This window comes from Streptomyces flavovariabilis, assembly GCF_000725785.1.
Classification (GTDB): domain Bacteria; phylum Actinomycetota; class Actinomycetes; order Streptomycetales; family Streptomycetaceae; genus Streptomyces; species Streptomyces hawaiiensis.
This window is the reverse complement of the sequence record NZ_JNXD01000006.1, coordinates 239,189-255,781: the sequence shown is the minus strand read 5'-3', so window position 1 is coordinate 255,781 and position 16,593 is coordinate 239,189. Positions and strand designations below refer to the sequence as shown.

Sequence of the window (16,593 nt, the reverse complement as noted above, 5' to 3'; positions counted from 1 at the left end):
TCCCTTCCAGAATGTGGAGTTAGGCTAACCTAAATAAGGCTTGCCTAACTACCCTCTCGCCAGGCCCGCCACAGTCGTGCGTACCGGCCGCCCAGAGCCACCAGCTCCTCGTGCGTCCCCTGCTCCACGACACGCCCCGCGTCGAGCACGGCGATCCGGTCCGCGGCCATCGCCTGGGTCAGCCGATGCGCCACGAACAGCGTGGTCCGGCCCGCACAGGCGGCCACCACGGCCCGCTCCAGCTCGGCGGCGCCCTCGCTGCCGGCCTCCGCGGTCGACTCGTCGAGCACCACCACCGGCGCCCGGCCCAGCACCAGCCGTGCCAGGGCGATCTGGGCGACCTTGGTGACGTCCAGGCGCTCACCGCCCTCGCCGACGAGGGTGTCGAGCCCGTCGGGCAGCGCGGACACCCAGCCCTCGGCACCGACGGTCCGCAACGCTTCCCTCAGCTCGGCGTCGCTCGCCCCCGGCGCGGACAGCCGCAGGTCGTCGGCGAGCGGGCCGGAGAACACGTGCGTCTCCTGCGTCAGGATGCTCACCAGGGCCCGCGCCCCGGCCTCGTCCAGGTCGGCGAGGTCCGTCGTCCCGATACGCACCGACCCGGCCTCCGGAGTGCCGATACCGGCGATCAGGGCGGCCAGGGTCGTCTTGCCCGCACCCGTGGCGCCCACCAGGGCGAGCGACCCGCCGGCCGGGATCGTCAGGTCGACGTCCCGCAGCACCGGCTCCTCGGAGCCGGGGTAACGGAACGTCAGCCCCTCGACGGTCACCGGGTACGCCCCGGCCCGGGCCGCCGGGACGGACTCGTCGCCGACCAGCCGCTCCTCGGCGGACTCCCCGAGCACCCCGACCAGGCGGGTCAGGCTCGCGCCCGACTTCTGCGCCTCGTCGAAGGTGAACATGATGGCGCCCAGCGGGGTGAACAGCCGGTGGAACAGCAGCGGGGCCGCCGACACCTCGCCCAGGCTGGCCGCGTCGGTCTCCAGCAGGGCGTACCCGACCACGAGGATCAGGACCAGCCCGATGAACTCGGCGCGGTTCTCCCGGCCGACGAACCGGCCGAAGAACCGGAACACCTCGATACCTAGCTCGCGCACCCGCCACGACTCGGTGGTGACCTTCTCGCGGAAGGCGTTCTCCAGACGGTAGGCACGGACCGTGTCGATGCCGTTCAGGCCGCTGATGAAAGCCTGGGCGCGATCGGCCTGGGCCACGCGCTGCTTCCGGTAGAGCGGTGCGGAGCGGGGCAGGTACCAGCGCAGCGCCAGCGCGTACGCGGGCAGCGCACCCGCGCCGGCCAGGCCCAGCCGCCAGTCCAGCCCGAACATGCCGAGGGTCGCGATGACGACCAGCACGCCCGCCGAGAACACCGTGGGGACGGCCGTGCGGATGCCCTTGGAGATGACGGCCACGTCGTCACCGACCCGGGAGAGTACGTCTCCCCGGCCGACCTGCTCGATCCGCGCGCTCGGCATGCCGAGCACCGCGCGGACCGCGCCTTCGCGCAGCCGCGCGAGCAGATCAGCGCCCAGCCGTCCGATCAGGTAGGTGGACACCGCGGTGGCCGCCGCGCCGAGCAGCGCGGCGGCACCGATCAGGACACCGATCGTGACGAGGACCGAGCGGTCCTCGCCCCCGACGACCCCGTCGACCACCCGGCCGAGCAGGAGCACCGGGAGCACCTGGAGCGCCGCCCCCGCGACCGTGGTGAGCACGGTCGCGGTGGTCAGCCCGGGCATCTCGCGGCAGCGTGCCGCGACCCAGCGGCCGGCTTCGCGTCCGGTCGTCGTGCGCAGGGTCGCCGGGGCGACGCGCGTGTCGGTGGTGCTCACGTCCTACTCGACCGACTTGACGAGCTCGTCGATCGCGTACGGCATGGACAGCAGGGTGCCCTGGGAGATGGCCGCGCCGACCGCCGGCCCCTCGCTGTCGAGCAGGTAGGACACGTTGCCCTTCTTCACGGCGTCGAGGTTGGCGAACAGCTTGAACTTCTTGAGCGCCTCGGTGTCGGCCTTGTCGTTGATGACGAAGATGCGGTCCACGTCGACGAGGTCGATGCGCTCGGGCGAGAGCTTGGTGTAGAAGCTGCCTCCGGCGACCTTGTCGATCCCGGTCTGGTACTTGAAGCCGATACCCGTCACGAGCCGGCCACGCACGTCGGTGGAGGTGAACGGCGCCACCGAGTTCTCGTACCAGGACAGCGCGACGGCGGTCTCCTTGCCGAGCTCGGGGTGTTCCTTCTTGGCCGTGTCGAGCTGCCCCTGGATGTCGTCGACCATCTTCTGGCCCTCATCGGCCTTGCCGAGGGCCTTGGCGATGTGCAGGGCGTTGTCCTGCCAGGGGGCGCTGAAGGGCTCCTTCTCGCCCTTGGTGCGGGCCACCGTGGGGGCGATCCTGGAGAGCTTGTCGTAGGCGGCCTGGTCGATCTCGGAGTAGACCGCGACGATCAGGTCGGGGCGAAGGGCCGCGATCTTCTCGTAGTTGGGGCCGGAGTCGCCGTTCTTCATGACGACCTCGGGCTTGGTGTCGCCCCACTTGTCCTTCACCCAGGGCCACTGGGTGTTGATGTCGGGGCTCTTGCCCGGCGGGTTCGGGTACTGGTCGACCATGCCGACGGGCTTGATGCCGAACGCCAGGATGGTCTGGTCGTCGGTGTAGCCGACGGAGACGACCCGCTGGGGCGCCTTCTCGACCTTCGTGGATCCGAACGCATGCTCCACGGTGACCGGGAACGCGCCGGCGGCCGCGGCCTGAGTGCCGTCACTCTTGTCGCCCGCCGTGTCCGCCGAGTCGGAACCGCATCCCGCGAGGAGACCGACGCCGAGGGCGACCGCGGACAGTACCGCCGCCAGCCGCCGCCGTGGCTTTCCGGGCGTCGTTCGATGGAGGAGCATCCAGAACCCCTTGCTTTCGCGCTAGTTCGCTGCACCCTCGCCTAAGGGCAGGCAAACCTTATCGCGACCGAATGAGGTTAGCCTAGCCTTACTTCTACTCCTTTATCGGGATGTGTCCCGGGTGCACATGAGTACGCCCGATCGGCACGATCAGCGGCCGGTCGCCCACCGGGTCGTCGATCACCTGAGCGCGCAACCCGAAGGCCTCGTGCAGCAGTTCGGCGGTGACGACATCCCGTGGATGCCCCTGCGCCAGGATCGACCCCTCCCGCATCACCACGAGGTTGTCGCTGTAGCGCACGGCCAGGTTGAGGTCGTGCAGCACCATGACGACGGTGCAGCCCGACTCGTGCAGGTCGTCCACCAGGTCGAGGACATCGACGGCGTGCGCCAGGTCCAGATAGGTCGTCGGCTCGTCCAGGAGCAGCAGATCGGTGCCCTGAGCCAGCGTCATGGAGATCCAGACACGCTGCCGCTGCCCGCCGGACAGCGCGTCGACCGGACGGTCGGCCAGGTCGGACACCCCGGTCATGGCGAGGGCGCGTTCCACCACGCCGGCATCGTCGGACGACCACTGCCGCAGCCAGCTCTGGTGCGGGTGACGGCCCCTGGCCACCAGGTCGGCCACGGTCAGCCCCTCCGGCGCGACCGGCGCCTGCGGCAGCAGACCGAGCTTCTTCGCCACGTCCCGCGTCCTGAGCCTGCCGATGTCCTCGCCGTCCAGGACGACCGTCCCGCTGGCCGGCTTGAGCAGCCGCGACAGCGTCCGCAACAGGGTCGACTTCCCACAGCCGTTGGGACCGATGATCGTGGTGATGACGCCGGGCGGTATCGCCACGTCGAGGCCGTCGATGACGACCCGGCCGCCGTAGCCGACCGTGACGCCTCGGGCTGCCAGCCGCGAGGCGCCGCCGACCGCGGCCTCGGTGACGGACTGTGCGACCACGGGTCCCCCCTTGCTTAGGTTCACCTGACTCTTGTACATCTACCGGAGGTTCGCGCGCACCAGCAGGTAGACGAGGAAGGGCCCACCGATCGCCGCGGTGACCACGCCGACCGGGAGCGAGACCGGCAGGACCGCCCGCGCGACCAGATCGGAGCCGATCAGCAGCAGCGCGCCCACCAGGCCCGAGGCCACCATCGGCGGCGTGGGGCAACGGGCCAGACGCATCGCCACCTGCGGAGCGACCAGCGCCACGAACGGGACCGGGCCCGCCGCGCTCACCGCCACACCGGCCAGCAGTACGGCGCACAGCAGCAGCACCGCCCGCACGGCCGTGTACCGCACACCCAGGCCGGCGGCGACCTCGTCGCCGAAGTGCATCGGCTTGAACTGGAACGCGACGGCGGCCACGACGACCAGCAGGACGAGCGTGCCCCACAGGGCCACCTGGACCTCGCCCCACGAGCGGTCGTCGAGCGAGCCGACCAGCCAGGCCTGCGCCTGGGCCACGTCCCTGATGTCGGCCGTGACGAGCAGCCAGGTGGTGATGGCCTCCATGACCGCGCTCACGGAGATGCCGATGAGGATGAGCCGGAAGCCGTCGATTCCGCGCCGCCAGGCCAGGAAGTACACCAGCAGTCCCGTGGTGAGACCGCCGGCGAGCGCCGCCGCCGACAGGCCCACGGTGTCGGCCACGGCCGCGGCGGCACCGCCCGACACCGTCACCAGGAACACCGCGACCGCGCTGGCGCCCGCGGTGATGCCCAGGACGTCCGGGCTGGCCAGGGGGTTCCGGGCGATGGACTGAGTGATCGCCCCGGACACCCCCAGCGCGATCCCCACGACGAGCCCGGCCAGGGCGCGCGGCATCCGCAGGTCCATGATGACGAACTCGTCGACCTGCTCGCCCCGCCCGAGGAGCGTACGGATCACCTGCGGCAGGCCGATGGGGAAATCCCCGACGCCGATGGACACGCAGAACACCAGGAAGGCCCCCGCCGCCAGCACCAGCGAGACGCTCACGAGCCAGGGCCGCCAGACGAACGACACCCGGCCCAGCCGCACGCCCGGCGGCAGCGACGGCTTCACATCGGTCACGTTCATGCGCTCCTGAACTTTCCGCGCCAGACGAGCACCGCGAAGAAGGGGGCGCCGAGGAGCGCCACGACGACACCGGCGTCCAGCTCGCCCGGCCTGACCACCAGCCGGCCGACGATGTCGCAGACCAGCAGGACGACGGCGCCGAGCAGTCCGGCGCAGGGCACCAGCCAGCGGTAGTCCGGGCCGGTCAGATGGCGGGCCACGTGGGCCACCATGAGGCCGAGGAAGGCGATGGGGCCGCACGCGGCCGTCGCCGCCCCCGCCAGCAGCGTGATGGCGGTGATGCCGACGGTCCGGCTCAGCGCGATGTTCACGCCGAGCCCCCGCGCCACGTCGTCGCCCAGGTTGAGCAGGTTGAGGGAGGGCAGTGTGGTCAGGGCCAGCACGAGACCGACGGCGACGAACACGGTCACCGGCCGGATGACGTCGAATCCGACGCCCGCCACGGAGCCCGCGTTCCAGAACCGCAGCGCGTTCAGCGAGGCCTGGTTCGACAGCGCGACCGCCGTGGTCATCGCCATGAGGAACACCGTGATGCCCTGCCCGGCCAGTGCCAGCGTCAGCGGGTTGCCGGCCCCCCGGCCGATGCTCGCGAGCCCGAACACCACGACACCGGCGACCGCCGCCCCGAGAAAGGCGAACCAGACGTACTGGAACGGGTCGGAGAACCCGAACACGGCGATCACCGACACCACGGCGAACGAGGCGCCGGTGTTCACTCCGAGCAGGCCGGTGTCGGCGATCGGGTTGCGGGTGTATCCCTGGATCAGCGCCCCGCCGATCCCCAGGGCGATGCCCGCCACGACCGCGAGCACCGTACGGGGCACCCGTACGGTCTCCACGATGAGCCGGATCTCCGTGAGCCGCTGGTCGGACGTCGGGGCTCCGAAGAGCCCGTGCCAGACCTCCGCTGGGCTCAGCGCCCGCGCGCCGACGGCGAGCGACAGCGTCGCCGCGGCCACGAGGACCGCCAGAAGGATGCCCAGACCCAGGACCCGTCGCCGACGGGCCTTCGCCATGCCCCCGGGCGCGGGGCGCTCCACCACAGCAGTCGTGCCCATGCGGACGTACGTTATCCCTTGCGCCGGCGGTGAGTTGATCGTGCTCGGTGTTTACTGACGGGCCGTGCTTCCCGTGCCGTCGGCGAGCGTGCGCGTCCGGTCCGCGGCGGACCCGGTCCCGCGGCCGAGGAGCGAGTCCAGGATCTCGCCCACCCTGATGGCGGTGTTGGACAGCAGGGACGAGGTGATGCCGTGCGTGTGCTCCGTGCCGCCCTGCAGGTAGATGCCGCACCGCAGGGCGGGGTCGGTCGCGATGCGCCAGTCGCGGTCGACGCGGACGCGGCCCTCGTCGTCGCGGAGGCAGCGGTCGGCGACCTCGCCGAGCAGGCTCGTGGGGTCGGCGGGGCTGTAGCCGGTGGCGAAGACCACGACGTCCGCGTCCAGGTCGGTCTCCTCGCCGGTGACGAGGGACGTCACGGTGGCCAGGGCGCTGGTGGGTGTCTCCTTCACGGCGGTGAGCCGCGAGACGTTGAGGAACCGCAGGCGCTCGGTGCCGAGGACCTTCTCCTGGTACGACTGCCGGTAGAGGTCGTCGATCAGGTCGATGTCCACCACGGAGTAGTTGGTGTTGCCGTGGTAGTCCATCAGCCGGCGCTTGACGTCCTCGGGCGCCGCGAAGTACTCGTCGACCGCCTGGGGGTCGAAGATCCGGTTGGCGAAGCTGCTGTCGTCTGCGGGACTGTAGCCGTAGCGGGAGAAGACGGCGCAGACCTCGGCCCGGGGGAAGCGGCGGTGCAGGTAGGCGACGTTCTCGGCGGCGCTCTGACCGGCGCCGACGACGACGAACCGGGAGGGCGAGGTGCCCTCCAACCCGTCGACTTTGGCGAGCAGTTCGGAGTTGTGCCAGACGCGTTCGCCGCGCTCCACGCCCTCGGGCATGAGGGGGCGCAGGCCGGTGCCGATGACGAGGTTGCGGGCCCGGTGGATTTCGAGGCCGCCGCCCGACCGGACGGTCACCTCCAGGTACTCCACGACGCCGTCGCGGGTCACGGGCGCGACACCGACGACCTCGTGGCCGTAGGAGACCATGTCGTCGACCTGGGCCGCGGCCCACTCGAAGTAGTCGTGGAACTCCACGCGCAGCGGGAACAGGTTCTTGTGGTTGATGAAGTCGATCAGCCGGCCCTTGCTCTGCAGGTAGCAGAGGAAGCTGTACTCGCTGGCCGGGTTCCGCAGTGTCACCAGGTCCTTGAGGAAGGAGACCTGCATGGTGGCGTCGTCGATGAGCATGCCGCGGTGCCAGCCGAAGCGGGGCTGCTGCTCGAAGAAGTGAGCGGTGACCGCCTCCTGCCTGCCGACGCGGGTGTTGTGCTCGCGGAGCGCGATCGCCATGGCCACATTGGACGGCCCGAAGCCGATACCGATCAGGTCATGGACCGGTGGTGCGTCACCAGGAAGAACCTGCGACATGTCACTCCCATCGTGCGGGGCAGCCGCGTGTCAGGTGTGGAGGGAACGAAAGGCGGGCATGCCAACGAAGCGGCACACCACGGAACTTAGGTGAGCCTAAGCTAAACCCGTTGAGGTGTCGACAGGACGAAACGGACACCCCGCGGACCGGGCTCCGTCAACTCGGCCCTCACGCGGCCCCATTGCGTACTAAGGTAAGGCTTGCTTTACTTGCCTCGCCATCACCTTGCTCTGAGGAGGAACCCCATGCGGGTCGTCATGTTCGGTTACCAGACCTGGGGGCACCGCACCCTGCAAGCCCTCCTGGAGTCCGAGCACGACGTGGTGCTGGTCGTCACCCACCCCAAGAGCGAGCACGCCTACGAGAAGATCTGGAGCGACTCCGTCGCCGACCTCGCCGAGGAGCACGGCGTCCCGGTGCTGATCCGCAACCGCCCTGACGACGAGGAACTGTTCGAGCGCCTCAAGGAGGCCGACCCGGACATCATCGTGGCCAACAACTGGCGCACCTGGATCCCCCCGCGCATCTTCGGCCTGCCGCGCCACGGCACGCTGAACGTGCACGACTCGCTGCTGCCGAAGTACGCCGGGTTCTCCCCGCTGATCTGGGCGCTCATCAACGGCGAGTCCGAAGTGGGCGTCACCGCGCACATGATGAACGACGAGCTCGACGCCGGCGACATCGTCCGGCAGGAGGCCGTGCCGGTCGGCCCGACGGACACCGCGACCGACCTCTTCCACAAGACCGTCGACCTCATCGCCCCGGTCACCATCGGCGCGCTCGGCCTGATCGCCTCCGGGCAGACGGAGTTCACCAGGCAGGACCGCTCCCACGCGTCCTTCTTCCACAAGCGGGCCGACGAGGACAGCCGCATCGACTGGACGTGGCCCGCGGAGGATCTGGAGCGCCTGGTGCGCGCCCAGTCCGAGCCGTACCCCAGCGCCTACACCTTCCACAAGGGCAAGCGGCTCGAGGTGCTGGCCTCGTTCGTGTCCGAGGGCCGCTACGGCGGCACGCCCGGCCGCGTCTTCTACCGCGAGGGCGACGGCGTGGTGATCGTCGCCGGCGCCGACGCCCGCACCGGACGCAACCACGGCCTGGCCCTCACACGCGTACGGACCGAGGACGGCCGGGAGCTGCCCGCGGCCGAGTACTTCACCTCCATGGGCGGCTACCTCACCAACCGCCCCTGACGTGCCGCCCGGCAGTACTCAAGTCGCCGGTTTCCGACCGGCGTTCACAGGAAGGGCACAGGCGGGCTAACGTTCACGCATGACGCCGCCCAGCGTGCTGAACCTCAGCGCGTACCTGATGTACGCGACGGGGAAGGCCGCCCGCCGCACCCTGTCGGAGAAGCTCACCGCCAGAGGGCTGCGGTTGTGGCACCTGACCGTGCTGACCCTGGTCGCCGACCTCGGTCCGCAGCCCAAGGGCGTGCTGGCCGCCCGGCTGGACATGAACGCCAGTGACCTCGCGAAGATCGTGAAGGACCTGGCCGGCGCGGGGCAGGTCGAGTGCGTCCGCAGCCTCACCGACCGCCGCCGCGTCGACGTCCGCATCACCCCGGAGGGCCGGACCGCCCTCGACCACCTCAGCGCCGACATCGCGTCCGCGGACGACGACCTCCTGACGCCGCTGAGCGAGACCGAACGGGAGCAACTCGCCTCCCTGCTGCGGCGCGTGCAGGCCCACCACGAGGAGACGGGCCCCGCGGCGGGGCTCCGGGTGGTGGCTCAGGCCCGCCAGCCGTAGCGGCGCTCGGGCCGGCCGGCGGCGCCGTAGCGCAGGGACACCTCCGCGCTGCCCGTGCCGTGGAAGTACTCCAGGTAGCGGCGGGCGCTGACCCGGGACACGCCGGTGGCGGCTGCGCACTCGGTGGCGGACAGGGTGCCGTCCGCCTCGCGCAGGGCCCGCTCGACGAGGACGGCGGTCTCCACGCTCATGCCCTTGGGCAGGGTGGACGCCGGTGCGGGGGCGAACGCGCCGGCCAGGACGCGGTCCACGTCCGCCTGCCCCCGGACCACCGTCGTGAGCAGCCGTCCCCGCTGGGCGGCGTAGCGCTCCAGGCGAAGACGCAGATCGTCGAACTCGAAGGGTTTGAGCAGGTAGTCGACCACACCGCGGCGGACCGCGCCGCGTACGGTGTCGGCCTCCGTCGCCGCACTGATGACCATGACATCGCAGTCGTGCCCGGCGGTGCGCAGCCGGGAAATGACGTCGAGCCCGAAGAGGTCGGGAAGGTACAGGTCGAGCAGGACGAGGTCGGGGCGCAGTTCGTCGACCGCCTCGATGGCCTGTCCGCCCGTGTGGGCCGTGCCGACGACGCGGAACGGCTCGACGCGTCCGACGAACGCGCGGTGGACTCTGGCCACCATGAAGTCGTCGTCGACCACGAGGACGTCGATCGCGCCCGCCTTGTCGCTCGCAGTGGTCATGGGGCCGCTCCTTCCGCCACCGTGCCGGTGAGGTGGCTGACGGTCATGCGTGCGGTGAACACGGCCCCTTCGGGGGTGTTGGCCACCGAGATCTCTCCCCCGTGCCGTTCGCAGACCAGCTTGGTCAGGGCCAGTCCGATGCCGCGCTCGCCCTCCCGCGCGGCCTTGGTGGTGAAGCCGTGGGAGAACACCTCGCGGGCCAGTTCGGGAGCGACACCCGGTCCGGAGTCGCGCACCACGATCTCCACGCTGGAGGCGTCCTGCCGCAGCGCGACCTCCACCCAGGCGTCGTCCCGGGCGGCGGCGGCGTCGACGGCGTTGTCCACCAGGTTGCCCACCACGGTCGCCACATCGGCGGCGTCCTCCGGGGCCAGCCGCTCCAGCGCGGTGTCGTCCGAGATGCGCAGACGGACCTTCCGTTCGGCCGCGAGGGACGCCTTCGCCATCAGCAGCGCGGCCACCGCGGTGTCCCGGACGCGGCGGCTGAGGGTGACGTCCAGGGACTGGCGGTGCCGGCTCAGCGCGCGGATGTAGCGCACGACTTCGTCCTGCTCGCCGATCTGGATCAGCCCGGAGATGGTGTGCAGCTGGTTGGCGAACTCGTGCGCCTGCGCGCGCAGCAGCTCCGAGGAGCTGCGGAAGGAGCCGATCTCCCGTTCCAGCCGGGCCAGTTCGGTGCGGTCACGCAGGGTGGTGACCGAGCCGAGCGGCCGGCCGTCCTTGGTGACGGTCATCCGGTTCATCACCAGGACCCGGCCGTGGCGCACGACGACCTCGTCGCGCTCGCCGGCGGCGGTGCCGGACAGCACGTCGCGCAGCCGCCCGTCGATGCCGAGCCCTTCCAGGCTCTGGCCGACGCAGTCCTCGGGCAGGCCGAGCAGCCGGCGGCCCATGTCGTTGACGAGGGTGAGCCGGTGCTGCGGGTCCAGGGCGATCACGCCCTCGGCGATCCCGTACAGCATCGCCTCCCGGTGCTCGGCGAGTCCGGCGATCTCGCCCGGCTCCAGCCCGAGGGTCTGCCGTTTCACCCGCCGCGCCAGCAGCCAGGAACCGGCCACGCCGAGTCCGCTGGCGATGCCCAGATAGGCGAGCAGGTAGGAGGAGGCGCCGCTGAGCCGCTGCCACACGGTCGGATCGGCCTCGCCGATCATCACCGTGCCGAGGATCCGGCCCAGGTTCTCCTCGGTGGCTCCGAGGACGGGCACCTGGGCGGCCAGCTCGCGGTTGCCGTCCAGGGTGAACTGCCCGGACCAGCCCCGCCCCCGCGCGCTGCCCGGCCCGAGCCGTATCCGCTCGCCGATCACCGTCGGGTTGGTGGAGCTGACGATCCGCCCGGCCCCGTCGGCCACCGTCACCGACGTCACCCCCGACTGCGCCTGCGTGGCGAGCACCAGCGGGGCGAGCGCCTCCCCCGGCGCGGGACGCACCAGCTGGCTGCGCACCAGCGGGTTGGCGGCCAGCTGCTCGGCGAGCGCGCTCACCCGGCGTCCCTCGACGCGGTTGAAGGTGGCCTGCGACTGGGCGAGGGAGACCGCGGCGACAGCCAGCAGCACCACCACGACGATGGCGAGCTGGAGCACCAGCATCTCGCCCGCGAGCGAATGGCGACGAAAGGTGGCGACCACGACGAACTCAATCTCCGAGGCCGCCGTGGGGGGCGGCTCATGTGCCGAGCCGCACCATCATGACGTCCGCCGGCATCAGCGACAAGAAGTCGCCCGGGACGACCCCGCTGCTGTCACCGCTTGCCCGGCTCGGGGCCGATGCCCCGCAGCTGAATGATCGTGCCGCCGAGCTTCGCGCGGAAGGACTCCAGCAGCGCCGGTTTCACACTGACCACCCAGCGCGTGCCGACGAGGTACTTGCCACCGTAGACGCGCGCCTCCTCCAGCCACGTCTCCTTGAACTTCTCCTCGGGGAAGGTGGTGATGACGTAGTCGGCCTCCTTGGTGTGGCACAGGCCCTGGCGCAGCTCGTCGGCGTCGATGCGGATCTTCGCCTTGCAGCCGGTCAGCCCGGCGATCACCTCCACCTTGGCCGGTGCGACGACGCCGGCCGCGGGAGCGGCGGTCACGCTCGGCGCCGCCTTGCCGCCGCCGGCGCCCTGGTCGCCGCCGCCGCAGGCCGCGACGAGAGGCAGCACCAGCAGGGCACCGGCCGCCGCGAGGGCACGCGGCGGCCGGTGGGCGGGGGACGGGCTGCGGCGGGTGGGTCGTGCGGGCGGTTGCTGCTGGGACACGTCGCCTCTCCGGGTGCGGGCTGCCGGCTGGAGTACTCGACAGGAGTACGCACGGCTCCCATCAGGCGTTCACGCCGCTACGCGGCCTGCTCCACCGCGGCTGCGCGCGTCCCGTCGGCCGGTCCGGCGAACTGGGTGCGGTACAGCTCCGCGTACCGCTGCCCCGCCGCCAGGAGTTCCTCGTGCGTGCCCCGTTCCACGATCCGGCCGGCCTCGACGACCAGGATCTGGTCGGCCGCGCGGACGGTGGAGAGGCGGTGGGCGATCACGACGGCCGTGCGGCCTTCCAGGGCTTCGGTGAGGGCTTCCTGGACGGCGGCCTCGGAGGTGTTGTCGAGGTGGGCGGTGGCCTCGTCGAGGATGACGACGCGCTGGCGGGCCAGCAGCAGCCGGGCGATGGTCATGCGCTGGCGTTCGCCGCCGGAGAGGCGGTAGCCGCGTTCCCCGACGACGGTGTCGAGGCCGTCGGGCAGGGACCGTACGAGGGTGTCGAGGCGGGCCCGGCGCAGGGCGTCCCACAGGTCGTCCTCCGCGGCCTCGGGGCGGGCGAGCAGGAGGTTGGCCCGGACGGTGTCGTGGAAGAGGTGGCCGTCCTGGGTGACCATGCCCAGGGTCTGCCGCAGCGACCGCGCCGTGAGGTCACGGACGTCGACGCCGCCGATGCGCACGGCTCCCTCGTCGGTGTCGTACAGGCGCGGCATCAGCTGCGCGATGGTCGACTTGCCCGCGCCGGACGAGCCGACGAGTGCCACGGTCTGGCCGGGTTCGGCACGGAAGGACAGGCCGTGCAGGACCTCGTCGCCGCCTCGCTTGTCCAGGGACGCGACCTCCTCCAGGGAGGCCAGGGAGACCTTGTCGGCGGCGGGGTAGCCGAAGCGGACCCCGTCGAACTCGACCGCCACGGGCCCGTCGGGCACCGGGCGTGCGTCCGGCTTCTCCTCGATGAGCGGCCTGAGGTCGAGCACCTCGAAGACCCGCTCGAAGCTGACCAGTGCGCTCATCACCTCGACGCGTGCCCCCGCGAGCGCGGTCAGCGGCGCGTAGAGCCGGGTCAGGAGCAGTGCGAGCGCCACGACCGCGCCCGGTTCCAGGGCGCCGCGCAGGGCGAACCAGCCGCCGAGGCCGTAGACGAGGGCCAGGGCGAGGGCCGAGACCAGGGTGAGGGCGGTGATGAAGGCCGCCTGGGCGGTCGCCGTCCGGATCCCGATGTCCGCGACCCGGCGGGCCCGCTCGGCGAACTCCCGCGATTCCTCCTCCGGCCGCCCGAAGAGCTTGACCAGCGTGGCGCCGGGGGCGGAGAACCGCTCGGTCATGCGGGTGCCCATCGCCGCGTTCAGCGTCGCCGCCTCACGCTGCATCCGGGCCATCCGGCTGCCCATCCGCCGGGCCGGGATCACGAACACCGGCAGCAGCACCAGCGCCAGCAGGGTGATCTGCCAGGACAGCGTGAGCATCACCGCGAGCGTGAGCAGCAGGGTGACGACGTTGCTGACCACTCCGGAGAGGGTGTTGCTGAACGCGCGCTGGGCGCCGATGACGTCGTTGTTGAGCCGGGAGACGAGGGCGCCCGTACGAGTGCGTGTGAAGAACGCGACCGGCATGCGCTGCACATGGTCGAAGACGGCCGTCCGCAGATCGAGGATGAGGTGTTCGCCCAGCGTCGCCGACAGCCTCCGGCCGAGGATGCCCAGCGTCGCCTCCGCCACCGCGATCAGTGCGATGAGCAGGGCGAGGCGTACGACCCTGCCCTCGTCGCCGTCCGAGACGATCGTGTCCACGACCCACCCGGCCAGCACGGGCGTCGCCACGGCCAGCAGGGCGGTGCCCACGCCCAGCAGGACGAAGAGGACGATGCGGCGCCGGTGCGGGCGGGCGAACGCGCCGATGCGGCGCAGGGTCGCCGAGGCGAAGGGGCGGCGTTCCTGTTCGGCGTTCATGACGCTGTGCAGCTGCGTCCACGCTGTGGTCTCCATGCTCATGAAGACGACCGTAGAACCTCAAGCATTCTTGAGGTCAAGAAGCTCGCACATTGTCCCGACATCCCGCACAATCGGCCCGATCCCCCTCTTCCCCGCCCCTCCGCGCAAAGGCCCCGATGACGCTCCCCACACAGCCGCTTCCGGCGCGCAATCCCCAGTCCCCGCTCCCGCAACCCGCAGTTGGCCCGTCCTGGACAGCCTCTGGAGATGTGACAGCGGTACAACTCCCCGAACTCAGCCCGGGACGACTCCCCCGTCGCGTCCCGGTCCGCCGCCTGCGGCAGATCCTGTGTCTGCTCCCGCTCCTGCTCGTCACCGTGGTCGCGGTGCAGCACCGGTCGGTGCTGGCCGCCGGTTTCGCGCATCTCGGCACCGCCGAGTGGCCCTGGCTGCTGGCCGCGGCCGGAACGACCTGTCTGACCTGGGTCGCCGCCGCCTGCACCCGGCAGGGCGCGGTCGTCGAACGGCTGCCCCGACGACGGCTGCTGGCCACGCAGTTCGCGGCGGGAGCGGCCAACCACCTGCTGCCGACCGGGCTGGGCGCGAGCGCGGTCAACCTGCGGTTCATGACGGTGTGCGGGCTGCCGCTCGCCCGCTCCTCGGCCGCCCTCGCGCTGTATCTGCTGGCGGAGAGCGTCGGCCGGGTGGCTCTGCTCGGTGTCCTGCTCATCGCGTTCCCCGACGCCCTGAGCCTCGGCACGCTGGTGCCGGAGACGGCGTTCGGGCCGCTGCTGGCCGGCGTCGCGGTGGTGCTCGTGATCGCCGCGACCGTGCTCGCCCTCGTACGGCGGCTGCGCTCGGCTCTGGTGTCCTTCCTGCGGACGGCGCTCGGCGAGGCGCGCTCGGTGCACACGCGTCCGGCCCGGGCCCTGGCGCTGTGGGGCGGGTCCTTCGCGTTCCCGGCGCTGCAGGCGTCCGTACTGGTACTGGTGGGGCGGGCGCTGGGGCTGGACGTCCCGGCCGCGCACATGGCGGTGGCCTACCTGGCGGCGACGGTCGCCGTCGCGCTGGTGCCCACGCCGGGCGGGATCGGCTCGGTGGAGGCGGCGCTGGTCGTGGCGCTGGTGGCGGCGGGCGGCCCGGCCACGGTGGCCACCGCCGTGGTCCTGGCCTTCCGGGTGATCACCGTCTGGCTCCCGCTGGTGCCGGGCGCGCTGACGCTGGGGGCGCTGGTGCGGCTGAAGGTGATCTGACCCGCGCGTGACAGCGCGTCATGTGCAGTAACTCACGCTCCGCTCACCCCCGTCCGCGGTACGGAACCCCGTTCGGGATACGGCAGGATGAACGGTCGTGCCGACCGCGGGTCAGGGTGGTCCGGCACCTTCGAACATCCCGGGAAACGAGCAGGTGACGACGTGACGAGACTTCACATCCGGCCGTTGGCGGCGGCGTTCGCCGCAAGTCCCCGCCCCGGGGGTGACCGGTGAACCGGGAACTCACCGTGGACGATCTGCTGTTCGCCGGCATCGCCCTCGCCTCGGGCCTGCTGGCGGCGTTCGCGCTGCGCCTGCTGTTGCGCTGGCTGGGCGGGCACGCCGACCGCACCCGCTGGACCGGCGATGACGTGATCGTGCACGCACTGCGGGCCGTGGTGCCCTGGGCCGCGGTCGTGGGCGGCGTGGCGGGCGCGGCTGCGGTGCTGCCGCTGACCCGCACGGTGCAGCACAGCACCAACCAGGTGCTCACCGTGCTGCTCATCTTCGTGGCGACGGTGTCGGCGGCGCGGGTGGTCACCGGACTGGTGCGCACCGTCACCCAGTCCCGTTCCGGTGTCGCCGGATCGGCCACGATCTTCGTCAACATCACCCGGATCCTGGTCCTGGCGATCGGCTTCCTGGTGGTGCTGCAGACGCTGGGGATCTCCATAGCCCCGATGCTCACCGCCCTGGGTGTCGGCGGCCTGGCGGTCGCGCTGGCGCTGCAGGACACCCTCGCCAACCTCTTCGCGGGCATCCACATCCTCGCCTCCAAGACCGTCCAGCCCGGTGACTACATCAAGCTCAGCAGCGGCGAGGAGGGCTACGTCGAGGACATCAACTGGCGGCAGACGACGATCCGCAACCTGTCCAACAACCTGATCGTGCTCCCCAACGGTCAGCTCGCGCAGGCGAACATGACCAACTTCATGCGCCCCGAGGAACAGCTGACCATCCTGGTCCAGGTCGGGGTGGCCTACGACAGCGACCTGGAGCACGTGGAGCGGGTGACCAACGAGGTCATCGCCGAAACGATGACCGAGGTCGACGGCGCCGTGCCGGACCATGAGCCCATCATCCGGTTCCACACCTTCGGCGACTCCCGCATCGGCTTCACCGTCATCCTGGGCGTCGGCGAGTTCAGCGACCAGTACCGGATCAAGCACGAGTTCATCAAGCGCCTGCACAAGCGCTACCGCGCGGAGGGCATCCGCATCCCCGCCCCGGCCCGGACGGTGGCGCTCCAGCAGGGCGGGGTCGTCATCCCGCAGCAGCGGTCCGGGGAGCTCGAGCCGGGCGGACTGGGTTCCGCCCGGCTCGACTGAGGCGCGCCG

At 71.3% G+C, this 16,593-nt stretch carries 14 protein-coding genes; 4 read left to right on the top strand and 10 right to left on the bottom strand.

What is annotated here, in order from left to right:
* Positions 1-44: 44 nt before the first annotated feature.
* From IO24_RS0113395 to IO24_RS0113370, 6 genes are all read right to left on the bottom strand, one after another.
* Positions 45-1,832: an ABC transporter ATP-binding protein gene (locus IO24_RS0113395; RefSeq protein ID WP_031135342.1), complete on the bottom strand. Its 1,788-nt coding sequence runs from the start codon at positions 1,830-1,832 to the stop codon at positions 45-47.
* A gap of 3 nt (positions 1,833-1,835) precedes the next feature.
* Positions 1,836-2,894, bottom strand: a complete 1,059-nt coding sequence (locus tag IO24_RS0113390) for an iron-siderophore ABC transporter substrate-binding protein (protein ID WP_031135340.1) — start codon at positions 2,892-2,894, stop codon at positions 1,836-1,838.
* A gap of 94 nt (positions 2,895-2,988) precedes the next feature.
* On the bottom strand, positions 2,989-3,840 hold the full coding sequence (locus tag IO24_RS0113385; RefSeq protein ID WP_031135338.1) for an ABC transporter ATP-binding protein: 852 nt from the start codon (positions 3,838-3,840) through the stop codon (positions 2,989-2,991).
* Between the two features lie 39 nt (positions 3,841-3,879).
* A complete protein-coding gene (locus tag IO24_RS0113380; protein ID WP_031135336.1) occupies positions 3,880-4,941 on the bottom strand; it encodes a FecCD family ABC transporter permease in 1,062 nt (353 codons plus the stop codon).
* Positions 4,938-5,999: a FecCD family ABC transporter permease gene (locus IO24_RS0113375; RefSeq protein ID WP_031135334.1), complete on the bottom strand. Its 1,062-nt coding sequence runs from the start codon at positions 5,997-5,999 to the stop codon at positions 4,938-4,940. Before IO24_RS0113375 ends, IO24_RS0113380 begins: the two co-directional genes overlap by 4 nt.
* Positions 6,000-6,050: 51 nt before the next feature.
* Positions 6,051-7,409, bottom strand: coding sequence for a lysine N(6)-hydroxylase/L-ornithine N(5)-oxygenase family protein (locus tag IO24_RS0113370; RefSeq protein ID WP_031135332.1), 1,359 nt, complete (start codon positions 7,407-7,409; stop codon positions 6,051-6,053).
* 246 nt (positions 7,410-7,655) lie between these two features.
* On the opposite strand from IO24_RS0113370, the gene IO24_RS0113365 reads away from it, so the two are divergent.
* Together IO24_RS0113365 and IO24_RS0113360 are read left to right on the top strand one after the other, a co-directional pair.
* On the top strand, positions 7,656-8,603 hold the full coding sequence (locus tag IO24_RS0113365) for a methionyl-tRNA formyltransferase (RefSeq protein ID WP_031135330.1): 948 nt from the start codon (positions 7,656-7,658) through the stop codon (positions 8,601-8,603).
* 79 nt (positions 8,604-8,682) lie between these two features.
* Positions 8,683-9,162 carry a MarR family winged helix-turn-helix transcriptional regulator gene (locus IO24_RS0113360; protein ID WP_045296125.1) on the top strand — a complete coding sequence of 160 codons (480 nt, stop codon included), beginning with the start codon at positions 8,683-8,685 and terminating at the stop codon, positions 9,160-9,162.
* On the opposite strand, the gene IO24_RS0113355 is transcribed toward IO24_RS0113360, so the two are convergent.
* The 4 genes from IO24_RS0113355 to IO24_RS0113340 all read right to left on the bottom strand — a co-directional run bounded on the left by IO24_RS0113355 (position 9,144) and on the right by IO24_RS0113340 (position 14,057).
* Complete coding sequence (locus tag IO24_RS0113355; RefSeq protein ID WP_031135327.1) at positions 9,144-9,845, bottom strand: response regulator; 702 nt, start codon at positions 9,843-9,845, stop codon at positions 9,144-9,146. The two genes, IO24_RS0113360 and IO24_RS0113355, sit on opposite strands and share 19 nt — an antisense overlap.
* Positions 9,842-11,470 (bottom strand): sensor histidine kinase, encoded by a 1,629-nt coding sequence (locus tag IO24_RS0113350; RefSeq protein WP_031135325.1) that lies wholly within the window; start codon positions 11,468-11,470, stop codon positions 9,842-9,844. Before IO24_RS0113350 ends, IO24_RS0113355 begins: the two co-directional genes overlap by 4 nt.
* Before the next feature lie 113 nt (positions 11,471-11,583).
* Complete coding sequence (locus tag IO24_RS0113345) at positions 11,584-12,084, bottom strand: hypothetical protein (protein WP_031135323.1); 501 nt, start codon at positions 12,082-12,084, stop codon at positions 11,584-11,586.
* Positions 12,085-12,161: 77 nt separating this feature from the next.
* A complete protein-coding gene (locus tag IO24_RS0113340) occupies positions 12,162-14,057 on the bottom strand; it encodes an ABC transporter ATP-binding protein (RefSeq protein ID WP_107062949.1) in 1,896 nt (631 codons plus the stop codon).
* 215 nt (positions 14,058-14,272) lie between these two features.
* On the opposite strand from IO24_RS0113340, the gene IO24_RS0113335 reads away from it, so the two are divergent.
* Together IO24_RS0113335 and IO24_RS0113330 are read left to right on the top strand one after the other, a co-directional pair.
* Entirely contained in the window at positions 14,273-15,256 is a 984-nt protein-coding gene (locus IO24_RS0113335) for a lysylphosphatidylglycerol synthase transmembrane domain-containing protein (protein WP_167551607.1), read from the top strand.
* Between the two features lie 230 nt (positions 15,257-15,486).
* Positions 15,487-16,584, top strand: a complete 1,098-nt coding sequence (locus IO24_RS0113330; RefSeq protein ID WP_031135317.1) for a mechanosensitive ion channel family protein — start codon at positions 15,487-15,489, stop codon at positions 16,582-16,584.
* Positions 16,585-16,593: the final 9 nt, after the last annotated feature.

Coding starts and splice junctions, on each gene's coding strand:
- IO24_RS0113390 (WP_031135340.1), bottom strand. CDS start 2,894: ATGCTCCTCCATCGAACGACGCCCGGAAAGCCACGGCGGCGGCTGGCG.
- IO24_RS0113380 (WP_031135336.1), bottom strand. CDS start 4,941: ATGAACGTGACCGATGTGAAGCCGTCGCTGCCGCCGGGCGTGCGGCTG.
- IO24_RS0113375 (WP_031135334.1), bottom strand. CDS start 5,999: ATGGGCACGACTGCTGTGGTGGAGCGCCCCGCGCCCGGGGGCATGGCG.
- IO24_RS0113370 (WP_031135332.1), bottom strand. CDS start 7,409: ATGTCGCAGGTTCTTCCTGGTGACGCACCACCGGTCCATGACCTGATC.
- IO24_RS0113365 (WP_031135330.1), top strand. CDS start 7,656: ATGCGGGTCGTCATGTTCGGTTACCAGACCTGGGGGCACCGCACCCTG.
- IO24_RS0113360 (WP_045296125.1), top strand. CDS start 8,683: ATGACGCCGCCCAGCGTGCTGAACCTCAGCGCGTACCTGATGTACGCG.
- IO24_RS0113355 (WP_031135327.1), bottom strand. CDS start 9,845: ATGACCACTGCGAGCGACAAGGCGGGCGCGATCGACGTCCTCGTGGTC.
- IO24_RS0113340 (WP_107062949.1), bottom strand. CDS start 14,057: ATGGAGACCACAGCGTGGACGCAGCTGCACAGCGTCATGAACGCCGAA.